Origin of the sequence: Glaesserella sp. (assembly GCF_041817755.1) — a bacterium.
Lineage (GTDB): Bacteria > Pseudomonadota > Gammaproteobacteria > Enterobacterales > Pasteurellaceae > Glaesserella.
Window position 1 is genome coordinate 14,861 of the sequence record NZ_JBGYBX010000023.1, and the last position, 19,960, is coordinate 34,820.

General features: G+C 45.5%; 20 protein-coding genes and 3 tRNA genes. 15 read left to right on the forward strand and 8 right to left on the reverse strand.

Annotated features, from left to right (window positions below; all coding sequences use genetic code 11):
- Positions 1–155 precede the first annotated feature (155 nt).
- The 3 genes from ubiD to ACEYKX_RS02660 all read left to right on the forward strand — a co-directional run bounded on the left by ubiD (position 156) and on the right by ACEYKX_RS02660 (position 3,391).
- Positions 156–1,622 carry a 4-hydroxy-3-polyprenylbenzoate decarboxylase gene (gene ubiD / locus ACEYKX_RS02650; protein ID WP_373767053.1) on the forward strand — a complete coding sequence of 489 codons (1,467 nt, stop codon included), beginning with the start codon at positions 156–158 and terminating at the stop codon, positions 1,620–1,622.
- A gap of 137 nt (positions 1,623–1,759) precedes the next feature.
- Positions 1,760–2,812: an extracellular solute-binding protein gene (locus ACEYKX_RS02655; protein WP_373780417.1), complete on the forward strand. Its 1,053-nt coding sequence runs from the start codon at positions 1,760–1,762 to the stop codon at positions 2,810–2,812.
- Positions 2,813–2,821: 9 nt separating this feature from the next.
- Positions 2,822–3,391, forward strand: coding sequence for an acetate uptake transporter (locus ACEYKX_RS02660; RefSeq protein ID WP_373767051.1), 570 nt, complete (start codon positions 2,822–2,824; stop codon positions 3,389–3,391).
- Between the two features lie 73 nt (positions 3,392–3,464).
- Here ACEYKX_RS02660 and mpl read toward each other — a convergent pair whose 3' ends face one another.
- Positions 3,465–4,823 (reverse strand): UDP-N-acetylmuramate:L-alanyl-gamma-D-glutamyl-meso-diaminopimelate ligase, encoded by a 1,359-nt coding sequence (mpl, locus tag ACEYKX_RS02665; RefSeq protein ID WP_373767050.1) that lies wholly within the window; start codon positions 4,821–4,823, stop codon positions 3,465–3,467.
- Positions 4,824–4,945: 122 nt separating this feature from the next.
- On the opposite strand from mpl, the gene fbp reads away from it, so the two are divergent.
- Positions 4,946–5,950, forward strand: a complete 1,005-nt coding sequence (gene fbp, locus ACEYKX_RS02670) for a class 1 fructose-bisphosphatase (RefSeq protein ID WP_373767049.1) — start codon at positions 4,946–4,948, stop codon at positions 5,948–5,950.
- 166 nt (positions 5,951–6,116) lie between these two features.
- On the forward strand, positions 6,117–7,712 hold the full coding sequence (locus tag ACEYKX_RS02675; RefSeq protein WP_373767048.1) for an ABC transporter substrate-binding protein: 1,596 nt from the start codon (positions 6,117–6,119) through the stop codon (positions 7,710–7,712).
- Between the two features lie 53 nt (positions 7,713–7,765).
- Here ACEYKX_RS02675 and ACEYKX_RS02680 read toward each other — a convergent pair whose 3' ends face one another.
- The gene (locus tag ACEYKX_RS02680; RefSeq protein ID WP_373767047.1) at positions 7,766–8,149 is read right to left on the reverse strand and encodes a SufE family protein; all 384 of its coding nucleotides are present in this window, start codon (positions 8,147–8,149) and stop codon (positions 7,766–7,768) included.
- 61 nt (positions 8,150–8,210) lie between these two features.
- Here ACEYKX_RS02680 and clpP point away from each other — a divergent pair, with 61 nt between their 5' ends.
- From clpP to ACEYKX_RS02700, 4 genes are all read left to right on the forward strand, one after another.
- Positions 8,211–8,846 (forward strand): ATP-dependent Clp endopeptidase proteolytic subunit ClpP, encoded by a 636-nt coding sequence (gene clpP / locus ACEYKX_RS02685; protein ID WP_373767046.1) that lies wholly within the window; start codon positions 8,211–8,213, stop codon positions 8,844–8,846.
- Positions 8,846–10,096 carry an ATP-dependent protease ATP-binding subunit ClpX gene (clpX, locus tag ACEYKX_RS02690; RefSeq protein WP_373767045.1) on the forward strand — a complete coding sequence of 417 codons (1,251 nt, stop codon included), beginning with the start codon at positions 8,846–8,848 and terminating at the stop codon, positions 10,094–10,096. The genes clpP and clpX overlap by 1 nt, the downstream gene beginning before the upstream one ends.
- 65 nt (positions 10,097–10,161) lie before the next feature.
- On the forward strand, positions 10,162–11,163 hold the full coding sequence (lpxK, locus tag ACEYKX_RS02695) for a tetraacyldisaccharide 4'-kinase (RefSeq protein ID WP_373767044.1): 1,002 nt from the start codon (positions 10,162–10,164) through the stop codon (positions 11,161–11,163).
- On the forward strand, positions 11,144–11,305 hold the full coding sequence (locus tag ACEYKX_RS02700; RefSeq protein ID WP_373767043.1) for a Trm112 family protein: 162 nt from the start codon (positions 11,144–11,146) through the stop codon (positions 11,303–11,305). The genes lpxK and ACEYKX_RS02700 overlap by 20 nt, the downstream gene beginning before the upstream one ends.
- A gap of 45 nt (positions 11,306–11,350) precedes the next feature.
- On the opposite strand, the gene infA is transcribed toward ACEYKX_RS02700, so the two are convergent.
- Positions 11,351–11,569, reverse strand: coding sequence for a translation initiation factor IF-1 (gene infA, locus ACEYKX_RS02705; RefSeq protein ID WP_005712424.1), 219 nt, complete (start codon positions 11,567–11,569; stop codon positions 11,351–11,353).
- Between the two features lie 83 nt (positions 11,570–11,652).
- Positions 11,653–12,318: a YtjB family periplasmic protein gene (locus tag ACEYKX_RS02710; protein ID WP_373767042.1), complete on the reverse strand. Its 666-nt coding sequence runs from the start codon at positions 12,316–12,318 to the stop codon at positions 11,653–11,655.
- 132 nt (positions 12,319–12,450) lie between these two features.
- Between ACEYKX_RS02710 and serB the strand changes: the two genes are divergently transcribed.
- From serB to ACEYKX_RS02740, 6 genes are all read left to right on the forward strand, one after another.
- On the forward strand, positions 12,451–13,323 hold the full coding sequence (serB, locus tag ACEYKX_RS02715) for a phosphoserine phosphatase SerB (RefSeq protein ID WP_373767041.1): 873 nt from the start codon (positions 12,451–12,453) through the stop codon (positions 13,321–13,323).
- 1 nt (position 13,324) lies between these two features.
- Positions 13,325–13,816, forward strand: a complete 492-nt coding sequence (locus tag ACEYKX_RS02720) for a YajQ family cyclic di-GMP-binding protein (protein WP_373767040.1) — start codon at positions 13,325–13,327, stop codon at positions 13,814–13,816.
- A gap of 224 nt (positions 13,817–14,040) precedes the next feature.
- Positions 14,041–14,135 (forward strand) — tRNA-Ser (locus tag ACEYKX_RS02725).
- A 13-nt stretch (positions 14,136–14,148) separates the two neighbouring features.
- Positions 14,149–14,225, forward strand: a tRNA-Arg gene (locus tag ACEYKX_RS02730).
- A 67-nt stretch (positions 14,226–14,292) separates the two neighbouring features.
- Positions 14,293–14,369: transfer RNA gene (locus ACEYKX_RS02735), tRNA-Arg, on the forward strand.
- Positions 14,370–14,417: 48 nt separating this feature from the next.
- Positions 14,418–15,716 carry an NAD(P)/FAD-dependent oxidoreductase gene (locus ACEYKX_RS02740; RefSeq protein ID WP_373767039.1) on the forward strand — a complete coding sequence of 433 codons (1,299 nt, stop codon included), beginning with the start codon at positions 14,418–14,420 and terminating at the stop codon, positions 15,714–15,716.
- Between the two features lie 60 nt (positions 15,717–15,776).
- Here the strand turns inward: ACEYKX_RS02740 and ACEYKX_RS02745 are convergent, their stop codons facing one another.
- The 4 genes from ACEYKX_RS02745 to luxS all read right to left on the reverse strand — a co-directional run bounded on the left by ACEYKX_RS02745 (position 15,777) and on the right by luxS (position 19,915).
- A complete protein-coding gene (locus ACEYKX_RS02745; RefSeq protein WP_373767038.1) occupies positions 15,777–15,917 on the reverse strand; it encodes a hypothetical protein in 141 nt (46 codons plus the stop codon).
- A 9-nt stretch (positions 15,918–15,926) separates the two neighbouring features.
- Positions 15,927–17,384, reverse strand: coding sequence for a membrane-bound lytic murein transglycosylase MltF (gene mltF, locus ACEYKX_RS02750; RefSeq protein WP_373767037.1), 1,458 nt, complete (start codon positions 17,382–17,384; stop codon positions 15,927–15,929).
- Positions 17,385–17,515: 131 nt separating this feature from the next.
- Positions 17,516–19,351 carry an ABC transporter ATP-binding protein gene (locus ACEYKX_RS02755; protein WP_373767036.1) on the reverse strand — a complete coding sequence of 612 codons (1,836 nt, stop codon included), beginning with the start codon at positions 19,349–19,351 and terminating at the stop codon, positions 17,516–17,518.
- 54 nt (positions 19,352–19,405) lie between these two features.
- Positions 19,406–19,915, reverse strand: a complete 510-nt coding sequence (luxS, locus tag ACEYKX_RS02760; RefSeq protein WP_373767065.1) for an S-ribosylhomocysteine lyase — start codon at positions 19,913–19,915, stop codon at positions 19,406–19,408.
- Positions 19,916–19,960: the final 45 nt, after the last annotated feature.

Genomic DNA, 19,960 nt, shown 5'->3' on the forward strand with positions numbered 1-19,960 from the left:
AATTAAGTGGCGAGATATTATCAGAATTTTATTAAATTTCTATAATTTTTTTATGGGTATTATATTTGCAAAATTTTGGCTGAAACCGACCGCTTGCAAGCGGTTAGATTTCGTTAAAATTTTGCTATACTTCCGCCAATGATGTGGAGAATCCAATGAAATACAAAAACCTGCGAGAATTTCTCGATCTGCTTGAGCAAAAAGGCGAACTGAAGCGCATTACTCAAGAGATCGATCCTTATTTGGAAATGACCGAGATTGCGGATCGTACTTTGCGTAAAGGCGGTCCGGCTCTTTTATTTGAAAACCCGAAAGGCTACAAAATGCCTGTACTGTGCAATCTGTTCGGTACGCCGGAACGTGTGGCAATAGGGATGGGGCAAGAAGATACTAAAGCCTTGCGAGAGCTCGGCAAGTTGTTGGCGTTCTTAAAAGAACCCGAACCGCCAAAAGGCTTTAAAGATCTAATCGGACAGTTGCCACAATGGAAGCAAGTGCTGAATATGCCAAGTAAGGTGTTGAGTAAAGCAGATTGTCAGCAAGTGGTGATCTCGGGTGATGATGTCGATTTGTATCAACTGCCGATTATGCACTGCTGGCAAGGTGATGTCGCACCGCTTGTCACTTGGGGTTTAACCATTACGCAAGGTCCTTATAAAAAGCGGTTAAATTTGGGGATTTATCGCCAGCAGTTGATCGGCAAAAATAAGCTGATTATGCGTTGGCTGTCGCATCGTGGCGGTGCGTTGGATTTCCAAGAGTGGAAAGAAGCTAACCCTGATAAGCCGTTTCCTGTTTCCGTCGCATTAGGGGCAGATCCTGCTACGATTTTAGCCGCCGTTACGCCGATCCCTGATACCTTATCGGAATATGCCTTTGCAGGGTTATTGCGTGGACACAAAACCGAAGTGGTGAAATCTATCAGCAATGATTTGGAAGTGCCTGCCAGTGCGGAGATTGTACTTGAAGGCTATATCGATCTGAACGAAACGGCGTTGGAAGGACCTTACGGCGATCATACGGGGTATTACAATGAACAAGAGTATTTCCCTGTGTTTACCGTAACGCATATTACCATGCGAAAAGATGCCATCTATCATTCCACCTACACGGGCAGACCGCCTGATGAACCTGCGGTCTTAGGTGAAGCCTTGAATGAAGTGTTTATCCCGATTTTACAGAAGCAATTCCCTGAAATCGTTGATTTCTACTTACCGCCCGAAGGCTGTTCTTATCGCCTAGCGGTAGTGACCATCAAAAAGCAATACGCAGGACACGCCAAGCGAGTAATGATGGGAGTTTGGTCGTTTTTACGGCAGTTTATGTACACCAAATTTGTGATTGTGTGTGATGATGATGTCAATGCGAGAGATTGGAAAGATGTGATCTGGGCGATTACCACTCGTTGCGACCCTGCAAGAGATACGACATTAATCGAAAATACACCGATTGATTACCTTGATTTTGCGTCCCCTGTGGCTGGGTTAGGCTCAAAAATGGGGATTGATGCCACCAATAAATGGGCTGGCGAAACCCAACGAGAATGGGGGACGCCGATTACCAAAAATCCCGATGTCGTCAAACGTATTGATGAGATTTGGGAAAGTTTGGGAATAGATTAACGCGACAGTGGTACGATGTTGCAAAAAATCATCGGGATCGTACCGCTTGTTGGGGGAATCTGTTGGAAAAACGGGTGCAAAGTCGTTATACTTCGGGCTTTTTCGTTATTCATGCTTTTTATCGGAGGGACTGAGAATTGGTTAAATTAGGTCGACGGTTTTTTGTTAATGTGATTGCCTTATGCGGTGCGGTGCTTACACTTTCCGCTCAAGCGGCGGAAAAGCTCTACGTGTATAATTGGACGGAATATGTTCCGTCTTCCTTACTGGAGAAATTTACCAAAGAAACCGGTATCGAAGTGATTTATTCGACGTTTGAAAGTAACGAAGAGATGTATTCCAAGCTAAAGTTAACCGGTGGCAAAGGATACGACATCGTTTTTCCGTCCAGTTACTATGTCGGTAAAATGGCAAAAGAAGGGATGTTAGCCGAGTTGGATAAAACCAAGTTGACTAATTTACATAATATCAGTAAATCGTTAACGGGTTTGCCCTTTGATCCCGAAAATAAATATTCTCTCCCCTATGTCTACGGGTTAACCGGCATCGGGGTTAATGCTGCCGATATTGACCCGAATACCGTTACCGGTTGGGGAGATTTATGGAAGCCCGAATTCAAAGGCAAAGTGTTGCTGATGAATGACTCTCGCGAAGTGTTCCATATCGCCTTGTTGTTAGACGGACATTCCCCGAATACACAACAGGCGGCGGAAATTAAATCGGCTTACGAGCGTCTAACCAAACTGATGCCGAATGTGTTGGTGTTTAATTCCGATTCGCCGGAAATGCCTTATTTACAAGGCGAGGTTGCAATCGGTATGCAATGGACAGGTTCGGCATACAGAGCCAAACATGAAAATCCGAATCTCCGCTTTATCTTTCCGAAAGAGGGAGCGGTACTGTGGATGGATAATTATGTGATTCCTAAACATGCCAAAAATAAGGAGGCGGCATATCAATTTATTGATTTTCTGTTGCGTCCCGAAAGTGCAAAAGAGGTGATTGACACAATGGGATTCTCCATGCCGAACGAGGGCGTGAAAGCGCTATTGCCGGCAGAAACGGTGAACGACCCGTTAATCTTTCCGCCCCTTGAGGAAATTGAAAAAGGTATTTTGCAAAGCGATGTCGGCGATGCGATCGACATTTATGAAAAATACTGGAATTTACTTAGAACAAATCGAAAATAGAGGTCTTAAATGTCTGCTCACAATTCAACAACAGCGAATCCGGGTCCGTTAGGCTTATGCGGATTTGCATTAACAACATGGTTACTCAGCTTAATCAATAACGGCACCTTCGGCGGCGAAAACGTCGGCTTGGTGCTCGCAATGGGTTTTGCCTTCGGCGGTACGGCACAAATGATCGCCGGCATGTTCGAATACTCAAAAGGTAACACCTTCGGTTTTACCGCGTTTATCAGTTACGGCGCATTTTGGTGGTCTTTCGCATTATTGAAAGTCTTTTTCGCCGCTACCGTTTCGGCGGAATTTGTCGGCTGGTACTTAGTGGTGTGGGGAACCTTCACATTAATGATGTTTATCGGGACGTTGACCAAACCGCGCGCATTACAAGCGATTTTCCTCTCCTTAACCATCACGTTCTATCTGTTGGCGGCGGGGGATTTCACGCATAACACGGTCATTACCCATATCGGCGGCAATTTCGGTTTATTAACCGCACTATTGGCATTCTACTTAGCGGCAGCGGAAATTATTAATGAAAGCTTCGGCTGTACCGTATTGCCGATCGGCGCACCGAAAGCCTAATACAAGCGGTCGGATCCGACGAATATTTTGCAAAAAACCCCACAGAGCAATTCTCTGCGGGGCTTTGGCTTTCTTACAGTCTCGCCAGCAATTTCGCGTGAATACCGCCGAAAGCACCGTTGCTCATCACTAAAATATGATCGCCCGGTTTGGCGGAGGCCGTAATGAAGCCGACGAGTTCGTCAATGTTTGCAGACCAAGCGGACGGCTGCGTCAGCGCTTGGGTAATCTCGCTGACATGCCATGGAATGGTTTCCGGTTGAAAAACAAAAACTTCATCGGCATCGGCAAGAGACGGTGCGATGTCGTCTTTATGCACGCCCATTTTCATGGTGTTCGAACGTGGTTCCAATACAGCTAAAATACGCTGCGATTGACCGACTTTCCCCCGTAAGGCAGCAAGGGTTGCACTAATGGCTGTCGGATGATGGGCAAAATCGTCATATACAGTGATACCGTTGACTTCGCCTTTTACTTCCAAGCGGCGGTTGGCGTTAATAAACCCAGACAGCGCCGAACAAGCTTCATTCACTGCGACGCCGGCATGGTGTGCTGCCGCAATCGCCATTAATGCATTGTGCATATTATGTTCGCCTAGAATCGACCACGTGACCTCACCGGCTTTTTCACCGCGATGATACACGTTAAAACGCGTGCAATCCGAGTTAATCGGCTCGGCATACCATTCATTTTCTTTGCCGATAAACTGCAAGGCGCTGTAACTGCCCATCGCCAAGGTGTCTTGTACGTTATGATCGGCTTTTGCCGATAAAATACAACCGTTTTGCGGCATAGCGCGAATGAGGTGATGGAATTGCCGTTGGATGGCTTTTAAATCATCAAAAATATCGGCGTGATCAAAATCGATATTATTGATAATCAGCGTTTTAGGATTGTAATGGACGAATTTTGAGCGTTTGTCAAAGAAAGCGGAGTCGTATTCGTCGGCTTCAATCACAAAAAAGCGGCTTGAACCGGCACGGGCGGAAATGCCGAAATTACCGGATACCCCGCCGATTAAAAAGCCGGTATCGATGCCGTTTTTATCTAAAATCCAGCTTAACATCCCCGTCGTCGTTGTTTTTCCGTGTGTACCGGACACGGCGAGTACCCAACGGTCTTTCAGCAGGTTGTCATGCAGCCATTGCGGGCCGGAGGTGAAATTCAGTTGGTGGTTCAGAACATATTCAACGCACGGGTTGCCTCGACTCATGGCATTGCCGATGATCACCATATCCGGCGCCGGTTGAAGTTGGGCAACATCATAATTCGGGATAATCTCAATGCCGCTTTTTTCTAAAAAGGTACTCATCGGCGGATAAACATTGGTGTCTGACCCGGTAACCCGATAACCCAATTCCCGCGCGATAATCGCCACGCCGCCCATAAAAGTACCGCAAATACCTAAAATATGGATATGCTTCTGTTTCATTTGAATCCTTAAAGTAAATAAATTGTGACAAATGTCTCAAAACGAACATTTGCTTCCGAGAGAGTGAATTTGACTGGCTATAATAAAGCAAACCGAATTGAATAGCTAATAAGGAGACTAAAATGAAAACATTAGGCGAATTTATTGTCGAAAGGCAAGCAGAATACCCCGGAGCAACCGGTGAATTGAGCGGCATTCTTTCTTCTATTCGTTTGTCGGCAAAAATCATTCACCGTGATATCAATCGGGCGGGGTTGACCCAAGATATTTTAGGTGTATCCGGCGATGAAAACATTCAGGGTGAAACCCAAATGAAATTGGACGTATTCGCCAACGAAACCATGAAAAAAGCCCTGATTGCCCGCGGTGACGTTGCGGGATTCGCCTCGGAAGAGGATGATACCTTTGTGGCGTTCGATACCGAGCGCGGTCGCCATGCCAAATATGTCCTGTTAACCGATCCGCTCGACGGTTCATCCAATATTGACGTCAATGTCTCGGTCGGTACAATCTTTTCGATTTATAAACGGGTTTCGCCGATCGGTACACCTGTGACCATGGAGGACTTCCTTCAACCGGGACGTAAGCAGGTGGCGGCGGGGTATGTTACCTACGGTTCTTCTACCATGTTGGTGTATACCACGGGCAACGGGGTAAACGGTTTTACTTACGACCCGTCGTTAGGCTTGTTTATTCTTTCTCATCCGAATATGAAAATGCCTTATGACGGCAAATATTATTCGATTAATGAAGGGCAATACCTGAAATTCCCTGACGGCGTGAAAAAATTCATCAAATTCTGCCAAGAAGAAGACAAAGCGACGGGACGTCCGTATTCTTCACGTTATATCGGCTCCTTGGTATCGGATTTTCACCGTAATTTATTGAAGGGCGGGATTTATATCTATCCGAGCGCGAAAAGCTACCCGAACGGGAAATTACGTTTGTTGTACGAAGGCAACCCGATGGCATTTTTAGCCGAGCAAGCCGGTGGTATGGCAACGGACGGTTTTAATCCGATTTTGGATCTTCAACCGACGGAATTGCATCAGCGCGTACCGTTTTTTGTCGGTTCCACCGCGATGGTCAAAAAAGCGGGCGAGTTGATGCGACAGTACAACGGCTAACCGTCACTACATACAAGCGGTCACTTTTGGTAAAAATTTTGCAAAAAGTAACCGCTTGTTGCTTATATTATTTAGTTATAATAACCTACCTTTCGTTCTTTACCTTCCGAGCAAGAATCGGTATCTTTCACATAACGTTATATTGATATGTCAATTCGGAGACAATATGAAATTAAATACCAAACTTTCTTTTATTGCCACCACCCTGTTACTGTCGGGTGTTGCACAAGCTGCAGATAAAACCTTTGTGAACTGTGTCAGCCGTTCACCGTCGGGTTTTAGCCCGGCATTGGTGATGGACGGCATTTCGTATAATGCCAGCTCCCAACAGGTGTATAACCGCTTGGTTGAGTTTAAACGCGGCTCAACCGAGATTGAACCGGCATTGGCGGAAAGTTGGACGATCAGTGATGACGGTTTGACTTATACCTTTAATTTACGTAAAGGTGTGAAATTCCATTCAAATAAAGATTTCAAGCCGACACGCGATTTTAATGCGGACGATGTGGTTTTTTCATTCCAACGTCAATTGGATAAAAATCACCCTTATCACAATGTATCTAAAGCAACCTATCCGTACTTTAACGCGATGAAATTCCCGAAACTGTTAAAGTCAGTTGAGAAAGTGGATGATCATACGGTAAAAATTACCTTAAACAGCCAAGATGCTACTTTCTTAGCCAGCCTCGGCATGGACTTTATCTCAATCTATTCGGCGGAGTATGCCGATCAGATGTTAAACGCAGGAACGCCGGAAGTCATTGATACGACGCCAATCGGTACCGGTCCGTTCGTCTTTTCGGGATATCAATTGGATCAGCGTATCCGCTTTTTGGCAAATAAAGAATATTGGAACGGTAAAGCGGATATCGATCGTTTGATCTTCGACATTGTTCCGGATGCAACGACACGTTATGCCAAATTACAAGCGGGAACTTGCGATATGATGGACTTCCCGAATGCGGCGGATTTGGAGAAAATGAAAACGGATCCGAAAATTAACCTGCTTTCTCAAGAAGGTTTAAATATTGCATATATTGCCTTTAATACGGAAAAAGCACCGTTTGATAATGTGAAAGTCCGTCAGGCGCTGAATTATGCGGTGGATAAAAATGCGATTATCGATGCGGTTTACCGCGGTGCCGGTGTTGCGGCGAAAAATCCGCTGCCGCCAACGATTTGGGGATATAACAATCAAATTACCGGTTATGAATATAACCCGGAAAAAGCCAAAGCGCTGTTAAAAGAAGCCGGATTGGAAAATGGTTTTACCACGCAAATTTGGGTGCAACCAGTCGTACGGGCATCTAATCCGAATCCGCGCCGTATGGCGGAATTAGTCCAAAACGATTGGGCGAAAGTCGGTGTGAAAGCCGATTTGGTCAGCTATGAGTGGGGAGATTACATCAAACGTACCAAAGCGGGCGAACTTACCGCAGGGACTTACGGTTGGTCGGGCGATAACGGTGATCCGGATAACTTCTTATCGCCGTTATTCGGTAGTGAGAACGTCGGTAACAGTAACTATGCGCGTTTTAAAAATGCCGAATTAGATGCGATGTTACATAAAGCCATCGGCTTGTCGGACAAAGCACAGCGGGCAAAAATTTATGAAGAAGCGCAAGTGTTGTTAAAAGAGCAAGCGCCGTGGATCAATGTCGCTCACTCGATCAACTTTGCGCCGACGACAAAACGTGTGCAAGATTATAAGCAAAGTCCGTTCGGCTATTCTTACTTCTACGGTACGAAATTGGCGGATTAATCTTTTCGGATTACACGTAATCGGGCGGGCTGAAAGGTTCGCCCGATTTTGTATTACCGTGCTTGTCGCACAATCTCCTGTATCTTCATCAATCCGTTCAGCTTGGTGGCGGTCAAATTTCGGGCGATCTGCAATTCATCAAACAGTTTTTGTACATCAAATTGCCGCCAGCCATCGTTATCGGCTTCATGCAATGCCGTAATTAAAATAAACAACAATCCTTGCATTAAACGGGCTTCACTATAAGCATGAATTTGGCGGGGCTGTGTCGTCAGTTCAAACCATAAACGGCTTTCACAGCCGGGGATTTCCGCCCAAACGGTCAGCTGTTCTTCCGTCGGACGGGGAAGTTTGCGGCTCAGTTGAATTAACAAGCGGTATCTTTCTTCCCAAAATTTGCAATTGTCGAATTGGGTATAAATGTCGTGTAATGTCATAATTCCTCTTTTTCAGGAGCGAAATTGTAATCTTCCCGCTACTTTATGCAATCCCTAAATTTTGCTAGAATCGAGCACTTTCACTGATTTACATAAGGAACAAACTATGAGCGTCATTCCAATGGTGGTTGAGCAAAGCTCAAAAGGCGAACGTGCCTACGATATTTATTCACGCTTGTTGAAAGAGCGTATTATCTTTTTAAGCGGTGAAGTGGAAGATAACATGGCAAATTTAATCGTGGCGCAATTGCTTTTTTTAGAATCGGAAGATCCTGAAAAAGACATCAGCATTTATATCAATTCACCGGGCGGCTCCGTGACGGCGGGTATGGCGATTTACGACACCATGAACTTCATTAAACCGGATGTCAGCACGGTTTGTATCGGGCAAGCGTGTTCTATGGGGGCGTTTTTACTGTCCGCCGGCGCCAAAGGCAAACGCTTTGCCTTACCGCATGCCCGCGTGATGATTCACCAGCCGCTCGGTGGTTTCCGCGGTCAGGCATCGGATATTCAAATTCATGCGAAAGAAATTCTCCAAATTAAGCATACGTTGAATCAACGCATGGCGGCACATTCCGGTCAGCCGATTGAAAAAGTCGAACGAGACACCGATCGCGATAATTTTATGTCTGCCGACGAAGCTAAAGCGTACGGTTTAATTGATGCAGTTGTAACCCATAGAGATAAAAAATAATGGCAAATTTTGAAAAAGAACCGCACTGCAGCTTCTGCGGAAAGCGCCGTTCAGAGGTCGATGCGTTGATTGAAGGTACGGAAGGGCATATTTGTAATGAGTGTATCGAAGAATCTTATGCATTGTTAAACGGTGAAGAAGAACCGCTTATTGATGAAAACGCCGGTGTGAACCGGGATGTATTGGATAAAGTGCCGACCCCGCATGAAATTCACGCGCATTTGGACGATTACGTGATCGGGCAGGAACATGCGAAGAAAGTCTTATCCGTGGCGGTATATAACCACTATAAGCGTTTACGCAACGCTATTTCGGGGAATACCGAGAGCGAAGGCGTCGAATTGGGTAAAAGTAACATTCTACTCATCGGACCGACCGGCAGCGGGAAAACGTTGCTTGCCGAAAGCTTGGCTCGTCGCTTGAACGTACCGTTTGCGGTGGCGGATGCGACAACATTAACCCAAGCTGGCTACGTTGGCGAAGATGTCGAAAACGTCATTCAAAAATTGTTGATGAAATGCGATTTTGATCAAGAACAAGCGGAGCGCGGTATTATTTTTATTGACGAAATCGACAAAATCACGCGCAAATCGGAAAATCCGTCGCTAACACGGGATGTATCGGGGGAAGGGGTACAACAAGCCTTACTGAAATTAGTTGAAGGTACGATCGCGAATATTAACCCGCAGGGCGGGCGCAAACACCCGAAACAAGAAACGATCCCGGTCGATACGTCTAAAATCTTATTCATCTGTGGCGGGGCTTTCGTCGGACTGGATAAAATCGTTGAAGCGCGAACCAATACGCAAGGCGGTATCGGTTTTGGTGCCGAATTGAAAAAAGATAAGGATCGCGAAGCGCTCACGGCATTATTCAAACAAGTCGAACCGGAAGATTTGGTCAAGTTCGGTCTAATTCCCGAGTTGATCGGTCGACTACCTGTCATCACGCCATTAACCGAGTTGGATGAAGAGGCATTGATTAAGATCTTAACCGAGCCGAAAAATGCCATTATCAAGCAATACCAAGCCTTATTCAAAATGGAAGGGGTTGAGCTGAAATTCACCAAAGAAGCATTGACGGCAATTGCCCAAAAAGCGATTTCCCGTAAAACAGGGGCAAGGGGATTGCGCTCAATCGTCGAGAATCTGCTTCTTGATACAATGTATGATCTGCCTTCGCTTCAAGCGAAAAGAGTAACCGTAGGCAAAGCCTGTATTGAGAAAGGCGAAAAACCGAAGGTCGAGTAACCGTGGCGGAGGGCAAAAATCACGGGGTGATTTTTGTCCTTTTGCGCTAAACAGAGAGAAAAAGTATGAGACTGTGGCAAACCCGACATATCCTTACTTATTTGTTACTGCCCTTTTCCTGCCTTTTTGGGCTGATCAGCCGACTGCGTATGGCGTTATACCGCAAAAAAATACTGAAATCGTACCGCTCTCCGGTACCGGTATTGGTGGTCGGTAATATCACGGTCGGTGGCAACGGTAAAACCCCCGTAGTGATTTGGTTGGTCGAACAACTTCGACAAAGAGGAATGAACGTCGGTGTGATTTCCCGCGGTTACGGCGGTAAAAACAAGATCTTCCCGCAGTTGGTGAGTGCGGAAAGTGATCCGAATTTGATGGGTGACGAACCGGTGTTAATTACCCGACGTACCGGGGCTCCCGTTGCAGTTTCGCCGAATCGTCAACAAAGCATTGAATTGTTGCTTGAACAGTATAAATTGGATCTCATTGTGACCGATGACGGTTTACAGCATTATGCGCTTGAGCGGGATATGGAATGGGTGGTGGTAGACGGTGAGCGCCGCTTCGGTAACGGTTTTTTACTACCTGCCGGTCCGTTACGGGAATTGCCGTCCCGTTTGAAATCGGTACAAGCGGTCATTTGTAACGGAAAAAATGCAAAAAACGGCGAATACCTGATGCAACTGCTTCCTCGTATCGCCGTCAATTTAAAAACAGGGGAACAGAAACCGCTTGGCGACTTCGCCCGCAAGCCGGCCGTTGCATTTGCCGGGATCGGCTATCCGCCGCGTTTTTTCACCATGCTAAAGGCATTAGGGATTGAATTACACGCCGAGCACAGCTTTGCCGATCATCAATCCTATTCGCAACATATGATTCAACCATTGCAACAGGGCGATATTCCCTTGTTGATGACTGAGAAAGATGCGGTCAAATGCAACGCTTTTGCTCAGGGAAATTGGTGGTTCGTCCCCGTATCTGCAAATTTTTCCGAAAAAGAGACCGCTTGTTTATTGAACCCCGTCCTCGATTTAGTGAGAAAACACCATGAACGAAAAATTACTTAACAGCGTTGCTTGCCCGATTAGCCACGGCAAATTGGAGTGGGATAAAGAGAATAACCGTTTAATCAGTCGTGAAGCGCAAGTAGCGTACCCGATTGTAAACGGCATTCCGGTATTGCTCCCCGAAAAAGCGGAAAAATTGTAACATCCAAAACAAAACGGAGGCCAATGGCTTCCGTTTTTGTTTGGTTTATCTTGCGCGGAAAATAATACGACCTTTACTTAAATCGTAAGGTGTCATTTCAACGGTCACTTTATCCCCGGTTAAAATACGGATGTAGTTCTTACGCATTTTGCCTGAAATATGAGCGGTGACGACATGTCCGTTTTCTAATTCGACACGAAACATCGTGTTAGGTAAGGTTTCTAAAATCGTACCTTGCATTTCAATGCAATCTTCTTTAGCCATTGATTCCTCTTTGAGTTATGAATTTACTGATGCCTTTTTGGCAAAAACGGGCGGTATTATACTCTCACTGGGTCAAATTACAATCACTTGCGCTGAAAAGCCCGGCGGCGGGAATGAAAACGCTGCGTTTGGGTTTTGGTGCTTTCCGGCACCAATTTAAACGGCAGGCTGACAATATGCGGATGTCTGCGGACAAAATAATAGAAACAACTGACGAATAATCCACCGGCGAGGAACAGGATGACCAGTTCGCCGTACAGTAAATGAAACAGTTCGTTCACTTTACTTCGGGTTGTTTGAGCATATTGCGAATCGAAGGTCACCCGCAAAAAGCCGACTAAATCCTGTTGAGCGAAAATCGGTTCCACAATTTGTTGTGTGGCAGGATGAGCATCGTCGTCTTGTACATGTTGCGGTTGAAACGGCAGTGCATTTTTACTTTGTGCAATGAGAACGCCCTCGGTCGAATAGAGGTTGGCGTCAATCACGAACTCTTCTTTGACGAAGGTATCGAGCGCTTCGGTCAGCTCTTCATTTGAGGCATTTTTCATCAGCATCATCGAAAACAGCTTCGCTTGCTGGCGCACCAACAAATGAGACAAGTTTGACACTTGGTTTATGCTGGCCAGTTGCGACCCCAGCTTGAAGTGACTGACGCCGGTTAAAATAATGCCGACGATTGCCACACAGATGACGACAACGGCAGAAAGAATACTGATTCGGATGAGTTTTTCACGCGCAATATACATACATACCCTCTTAGGATTAGCGCAGCGATTGTAGCCTGTAAATCAACAATAGTATAGTGGCTTGTCTTCGGTAGACAGCGGTGCGTTATTTTCATATGATCGCACCTCCATTCTCTTTAATGCGGAACAAATATGCAGACCACTTTTTTTATTTATGCGAAATCGCTCTCTTCAGAACAAATCCGCCGATTTGCCGAACAATCCGAAGCCGAATTGTTGGGGGTAACGGATTATTTAGATTACCGAATTGCATTTTTTCAAGGCGAAGTGACCGCTTGTGTACGTGAGAATGCTGCCGCTATACAGGCGGATTTCAGCGAGTTATCGATAACACCGACGTTAGCACAAACCGGGCTGTTAGTGATGGACATGGATTCAACCGCCATTAAGATTGAGTGTATTGATGAAATCGCCAAATTGGCGGGAACGGGCGATATGGTCTCGGCAATTACTGCCAGTGCAATGCGTGGCGAGTTGGATTTTGAACAAAGTTTGCGCAAACGTGTCGGCACCCTTGAAAATGCCCCTGAAGGTATTTTGCAAAAAGTACGGGAAAACCTACCGCTAATGGACGGTTTTGAGCAAATGGTGGCTATTTTGAAGCAACACGGTTGGAAACTGGCGATCGCGTCGGGCGGGTTTGATTATTTTGCAGACTATCTAAAAGAAAAGCATGCGCTGGATTTTGCCGTATCCAATCGGTTGGAAATTATCGACGGCAAATTAACCGGTAATGTGTTGGGAAAGGTGGTTGATGCAAAATATAAAGCCGAAACCTTACGGCGTTTGGGTGAAAACTTTCAGATTCCGCAATGTCAATGGGTTGCCGTCGGTGATGGTGCAAACGATTTGCCGATGTTGGCGGCGGCAAGCTTAGGCGTGGCGTTACATGCCAAACCTAAGGTGCAGGAACAAGCCGAATATGTCGTAAACTTCGGGGATTTAAGCGCATTAGTTTTATTATTAAATGCGAAAAATTTATTTAACCAAGTAAGAGGAAAATAATATGCCGTCTTTTGATATTGTATCTGAAATTACCCTACACGAAGTCCGTAATGCGGTGGAAAACGCCAATCGCGTTCTCAGTACCCGATATGATTTTCGTGGTGTGGAAGCGGTTATCGAATTAAATGAAAAAAATGAAACGATTAAAGTCACGACCGAATCGGATTTCCAATTGGAACAATTAATCGAGATTTTAATCGGTGCATGCATTAAACGTGATATTGATAGCACTTCGCTTGATATTCCGACGGAAAGTGAGCATCACGGTAAACTTTACAGTAAAGAAGTGAAGTTAAAGCAAGGCATTGAAACCGAAATGGCGAAGAAAATCACGAAATTGATTAAAGAGTCTAAAATTAAGGTGCAAACGCAGATTCAAGGCGAACAAGTGCGTGTGACCGGGAAATCGAGAGATGATTTGCAAGCGGTGATTCAATTAGTGAAAGGCGCCGATTTGGGACAACCGTTCCAATTTAATAATTTCCGCGACTAGTTGATTGAAAAAAGAGCAAACAGGTGATGTTCGAACGGGGATCGCTTTTTGGCGGCGTTTGTTTGGGGAAATATGCTAACTCTATGATATTTATGATATTTATTTTAAAAAGTTGTAAAAATCATCGTTTTGCCTAGGAACTAGCCAAATGCGTCGTTTTTTTGAAAAAGAGTTTGACATATTTTTATATCCTAGTATCATGCACGCCCACAGACACAGTGAGTGGTGAGATGGCCGAGCAGGCTGAAGGCGCTCCCCTGCTAAGGGAGTATGGGGTTCAAAAGCTCCATCGAGGGTTCGAATCCCTCTCTCACCGCCATTTACTTTATCACGCACCCGTAGCTCAGCTGGATAGAGTACTCGGCTACGAACCGAGCGGTCAGAGGTTCGAATCCTCTCGGGTGCGCCATTTTATTTTTATCTATCAGATAAAATGGTTGCAGATAAATTAAATAACACGGTTTCTTTTCAAATACGCACCCGTAGCTCAGCTGGATAGAGTACTCGGCTACGAACCGAGCGGTCAGAGGTTCGAATCCTCTCGGGTGCGCCATTTCAAAGTGCTTCCCGATTTTCATTTTAGTGTATATAAACGGTTTTTATGCTGACCTTTGCACATCAAGAACATATTCGAACGTATTATTCCGATACCCGAAATATTCATTTTCAATTACCGAATTTAACTCAAAAACTGTCCGCTGACGTTTGCGTCATTGGCGGAGGACTTTTCGGATTATCCGCCGCATTAGAGCTTGCCGAAAAAGGCAAACGGGTGATTGTCCTTGAAGGCGCTCGGATTGGTTTCGGGGCATCGGGGCGTAACGGCGGACAGGCAATTAACGGCTTTGAAGAAGGTATTGATGAATATATTAAACAAATCGGTATTGAAAAAACCCGTCAGTTGTGGGAGATGTCGTTAGAAGCCATCGCGATTATCGAGCAGCGGATCAACAAATACGGTATTCAATGCGATTGGAAAAAAGGTTACGCCACATTGGCGTTAAACGAGCGCCGTTTGAATGACTTGGTATCGATTGAAAAAGCCAGCCGTGACGTGTTCGGCTATCAGCACATGCAACTGTGGGATAAAGCGAAAGTTGAACGGCACGTCGGTAGTAAAATTTACTGTGGCGGTTTATATGACAGCCAATCCGGGCATCTGCATCCGCTCAACTATTGCTTGGGGTTGGCACAAGCCTGCTTGCAAGCCGGCGTTTCCGTTTATGAACATACTCCGGCGTTGGATTTGCAGACAAACGGTAAGACGGCGAAGATTACCACACCGGAAGGCGAAGTGACCGCACAGTACGTTGTATTGGCGACCAATGCGTATATTGATGCCAAATCCAATAAAAAAATCAGTTTTAAGATAGCCCGTAAAATTTTACCGATAGAAAGTTTTATGATTGCCACGGAACGTTTGGAACAACATGTTGCGGACAGTATTATCAATAACGGCATGTCGGTTTGCGATAACAATATTTTTCTCGATTATTACCGTTTAAGCGCCGATAACCGTTTGTTGTTCGGCAGTGATTCCAGCAGCAACGTCGATATGGTCGAAAAGATGCGCCGCAATATGCTGGAAGTCTTTCCGCAGTTGGAAGGCGTTAAGATTGAGTACGGTTGGGGCGGGCCGGTTGATATGACCGTTAATTCTACCCCGCATTTCGGACGGGTCAGATCCAATATCTATTTTGCCCATGGTTTTTCCGGACACGGTGTCGCCTTAACGGGGCTGGCGGGAAGAATCATTGCCGAGGCGATTGAAGGGAACGGTGAACGTCTTGCCGTTTTTGAAGCGTTAAAAGTACCGAGTATTTTAGGGGGAAAATTCGTCAAACAAATGGCGCTTAAGATCGGGATGAATTATTATCGGTATTTGGATAAATACAAGTAAGCCGAATATACAAGCGGTACGATTTTCCAAATTATTTGCAGAATCGTACCGCTTGTTTTTTTATTGTTGATGCAACATCATGAAACCGATGCGCTGTCTGCCGGCAATTCGCCGTTTTAATTTATGGATGTGTAAAATGCGGCGCGCTTTGTTACTGCATAGCCGCTTAGTTTTTTGTTTTAATTTACGTCTTCTAAACATAAAGAATCCTTATTTTTCTGATTGAACCGTCGGTTTAGTACCGTTCGGTATCATTGTTTCATTTTGCTGTGCTTTTTCCGTTTGTTGCGCTTCTTGCTCTTTGACCCGTTGATGGTTCATGATGCTGTTGTAATAACGGCGGATGTTTTCCACATAGCTAAACGCTTCAAAGCCGCGCGCGTAACCGTATTTCAGGTTTTTATAATAACGTTTTTCAGCAAGCAGCGGTAAATTCTTTTTCACGTCCAGCCAGTTGTCCGGGTCGCCACCCAGTTGTTTGGTCAAGCGACGAACATCCAATACATGCCCCAAGCCCATGTTATATGCGGCCAGCCCGAACCAAATGCGATCTTCTTGAGGGATGGTTTGCGGTAATTGGCTGACCAATAATCGCAAATACTCCGCCCCACCTTTAATGCTTTGTTCCGGATCGGTTCGGTCGCTGATATTCATGCGCTCCGCCGTATCCCGCGTCAGCATCATCATACCTCGTACGCCGGTCGGTGAGGTGGCGTTCGGATCCCAATGCGATTCTTGATAGGCCACTGCCGCCAACATCTGCCATTCCATGCCGTTATTATGCTTTTCAAACAGCGCTTGATAACGCGGTAAAATGCTTTCAATCGCTTTTAAGTAACTTTGCGTATCGACATAATCAAAACGCGCTAAGTGATTAAAATATTTCTCTTCAATGCGGGAGATCAAACCCGTTTCATTGGCTTGATTGAGAAACTCCAATACCGCCGCCTGCAATTCGCTGTAGGGGTTATTCTGCAGATACCATACCACCGGGACTTCATCGGTCAGATCAAAGCCGACGGCAACATTCGGTTTGATTTGCTGCGCGGCGGAAACGTCGATGGAAACCGCCACCGTATACGGAATCTTCCCTTCTGCCACTTGAATCAATAATTCTTCTTGAGTGAACTGATCGGTCGTTTTCCATTTTAACGTCGGATTTTTCTCTTGCAGGTTTTGCAAGATCGGCAACACGGGACTGCCGGCAGGAACGAGCAATTCACCTTTCAGATCGGTAATCTTATAGGGGCGCGTCGTCCCTTTTCGATATACGACCTGCCATGAGGCGGAATAATAGCTGGCACCGATTTGAAATTGCTCGGCTTGCTCAGGCTGAAACAAGAGTCCGGCGGCGGCAATATCGACCTCATTATGTTTGAGTGCGTTAAACAGCAATTCACTGTTTTCATAGGATTCCACTTCAAGACTGACGCCGATGTAATCGGCAAAGGCTTTGGCAAGATCGTATTCAATGCCGGATTTACCTTCCGAACCGATGAAATAAGAGATCGGGTGATTAATCATGCCGACTTTTAACATCTGACGTTGCTGGATTTGCGCATAGCGGTTTTCTTCGGCCTGCATCGCTTTTTGCCACGGGAAAACCATATCCCATGCCCATAGCAATAATGCGATACCGATACATAGTCGAATAGCTAAACCTTTCACGATAAATTCTCTTTAAAAACAGTCAGTAAACGGCAGTGTAGCAAACTTTAAGGCAGATCAAAACAGATAAACAAGCGGTGTGATCCGATGATTTTTTTGCAAAATTTTCTCGATATCTCACCGCTTGTCAATTACTCCGGTAAGAACCCGCCGCTTTGATGTGCCCACAGTTTTGCATAGACGCCGTTTAACGCGAGGAGTTCTTCGTGGCTGCCTTGTTCGACGATTTCGCCTTGATCCAATACAATCAATCGATCCATTGCCATAATGGTTGACAGGCGGTGAGCAATCGCCACGACGGTTTTGCCTTCCATGAGTTCGGTTAAGTTCTCTTGGATTGCCGTTTCGACTTCCGAATCTAGAGCGCTGGTGGCTTCATCAAGCAGCAAAATCGGTGCGTCTTTTAACATCACTCGGGCAATCGCAATACGTTGACGTTGTCCGCCCGAGAGTTTCACGCCCCGTTCACCGACGTGTGCATCATACCCCGTTCTGCCTTTGGCATCGGTTAAGTAAGGAATAAAATCCGCCGCAGAAGCACGCTCAACCGCACGTAACATCTCTTCTTCCGTTGCCGTCGGGCGACCGTAAAGTAAATTATCCCGAACCGAACGATGCAAAAGAGAAGTATCTTGCGTCACCAAACCGATTTGCGAGCGCAAGCTCTCTTGGGTGACATTGCGGACATCTTGCCCGTCAATTTCGACGGAGCCGTTTTGTACATCATAAAAGCGCAACAATAGGTTAGTGAGCGTAGATTTACCGGCACCGCTTCGCCCGACCAGTCCGACTTTTTCGCCTGCTTTAATGTGTAATTCAAAATCCTTTAATAACGGTTTTTTTGCATTATAAGCAAAGTCCACATGATTAAAATGAATCTCTCCCCGCATTACTTCAAGCGGCTTGGCTTCGGCTTTGTCGACAATCGTTTTCGGTTTGGATAAGGTTTCCATGCCGTCTTGTACCGTGCCCAGATTTTCAAACAGGCGGGCGAATTCCCACATAATCCATTGGGATAATCCTTTGATGCGTAACGCCAATGCCGTAGAAGTAGCGATCGCGCCGGCGGTAACTTGACCGGCGGACCAAAGCCATAAACCAATACCCGCTGTGATCGTAATCAATGCGATACTGATAAAGTAGGTTAATGTTTCAATGGTGGTCACCAAGCGCATTTGCTTATGCACGGTTACCATAAACTCCTCCATCGATTCTTTGGCATAACGGGATTCGCGGTTGCCGTGGGAGAACAGTTTGACCGTTGCAATGTTAGAGTAAGCATCGGTAATTCGCCCCGTCATCAAGCTGCGGGCATCGGATTGCTCTTGAGCGGCTTGTGCCAATTTCGGTACATAGACGCGAATAATCGTGGCTAAACTGATAACCCATAGAATAAACGGAACGAACAACCAACTGTCAAGTTGGATCAAAATGACACTGGTGGTGGTGAGATAGACAATCACATAGACCAACATGTCAGCACAAGTCATCAGCACATCCCGTACCGCAAGAGCGGTTTGCATGACTTTGGCGGAAACGCGTCCGGCGAATTCGTCCTGATAGAAACTCATGCTCTGACCAAGCATTAAACGGTGGAAATTCCATCTCAAACGCATTGGGAACACACCTTGTAAAGATTGAAAGCGAATCGCGCAGGCAAGATAGACAAAGACTACACTCATTAACGCCACAATCAGCATTAAAATCAGCGAGGTGCCTTTTTCTTGCCAAAGCTGTTGAACGGAATATTTGTTTACCCAGTCAACCAATTCTCCCATATATTGAAATAAGATCCCTTCAATGATCCCGATAAACGCCACAAATACAATTAACGTAATAAAGTAGCCCCGCATTCCTTTGGTTGTTTCAAAAATAAACGGAATGACTTTAGAACGAGGTGTTGCAGGGTGATCTTCGGGATAGGGATTGATACGGTTTTCAAACCATTCGAAGAGTTTGTTTAGCATAACTTTCCTAAAATGAAATTCCCCCTAAAGTCGGGGGACAAAAAGCATGAGTAATTATGGATTTAGCAATTTTTCATCTAATGTTAAATCTTCATTACGATTAATGCCTATCGGCTGTTTTAATACGTTTCTTGCAATATCGTGCGCGTCGGCAAGGGAATGCTCTTTATACGATCCGCATTGGTATTCGTTTAATTCCGGAATTTTAGATTCGTCCGGCACTTTTTCTAACGCATCACGCATAGAGGCTTCCCATGCCTTTGCCACTTCTTCCGCCGCAGGCGCACCGATTAACGACATATAAAACCCCGTACGGCAACCCATCGGTGAAATGTCGATGATTTCAACGCTTTCGCTATTTAGGTGATCGCGCATAAAGCCTGCAAATAAATGTTCCATGGTATGAATCCCGCGAGGCGATAAAATGTCTACGTTCGGGCGGACAAAACGTAAATCGAATACGGTAATCGTATCGCCCTTCGGGGTTGTCATGGTTTTTGCCACACGTACTGCCGGGGCGTTCATTTTAGTATGGTCAACTTTAAAACTGTCTAATAATGGCATAATCTTCTCCAAAAAAATTAACATAAAAATAGGGACTTCCGCTCA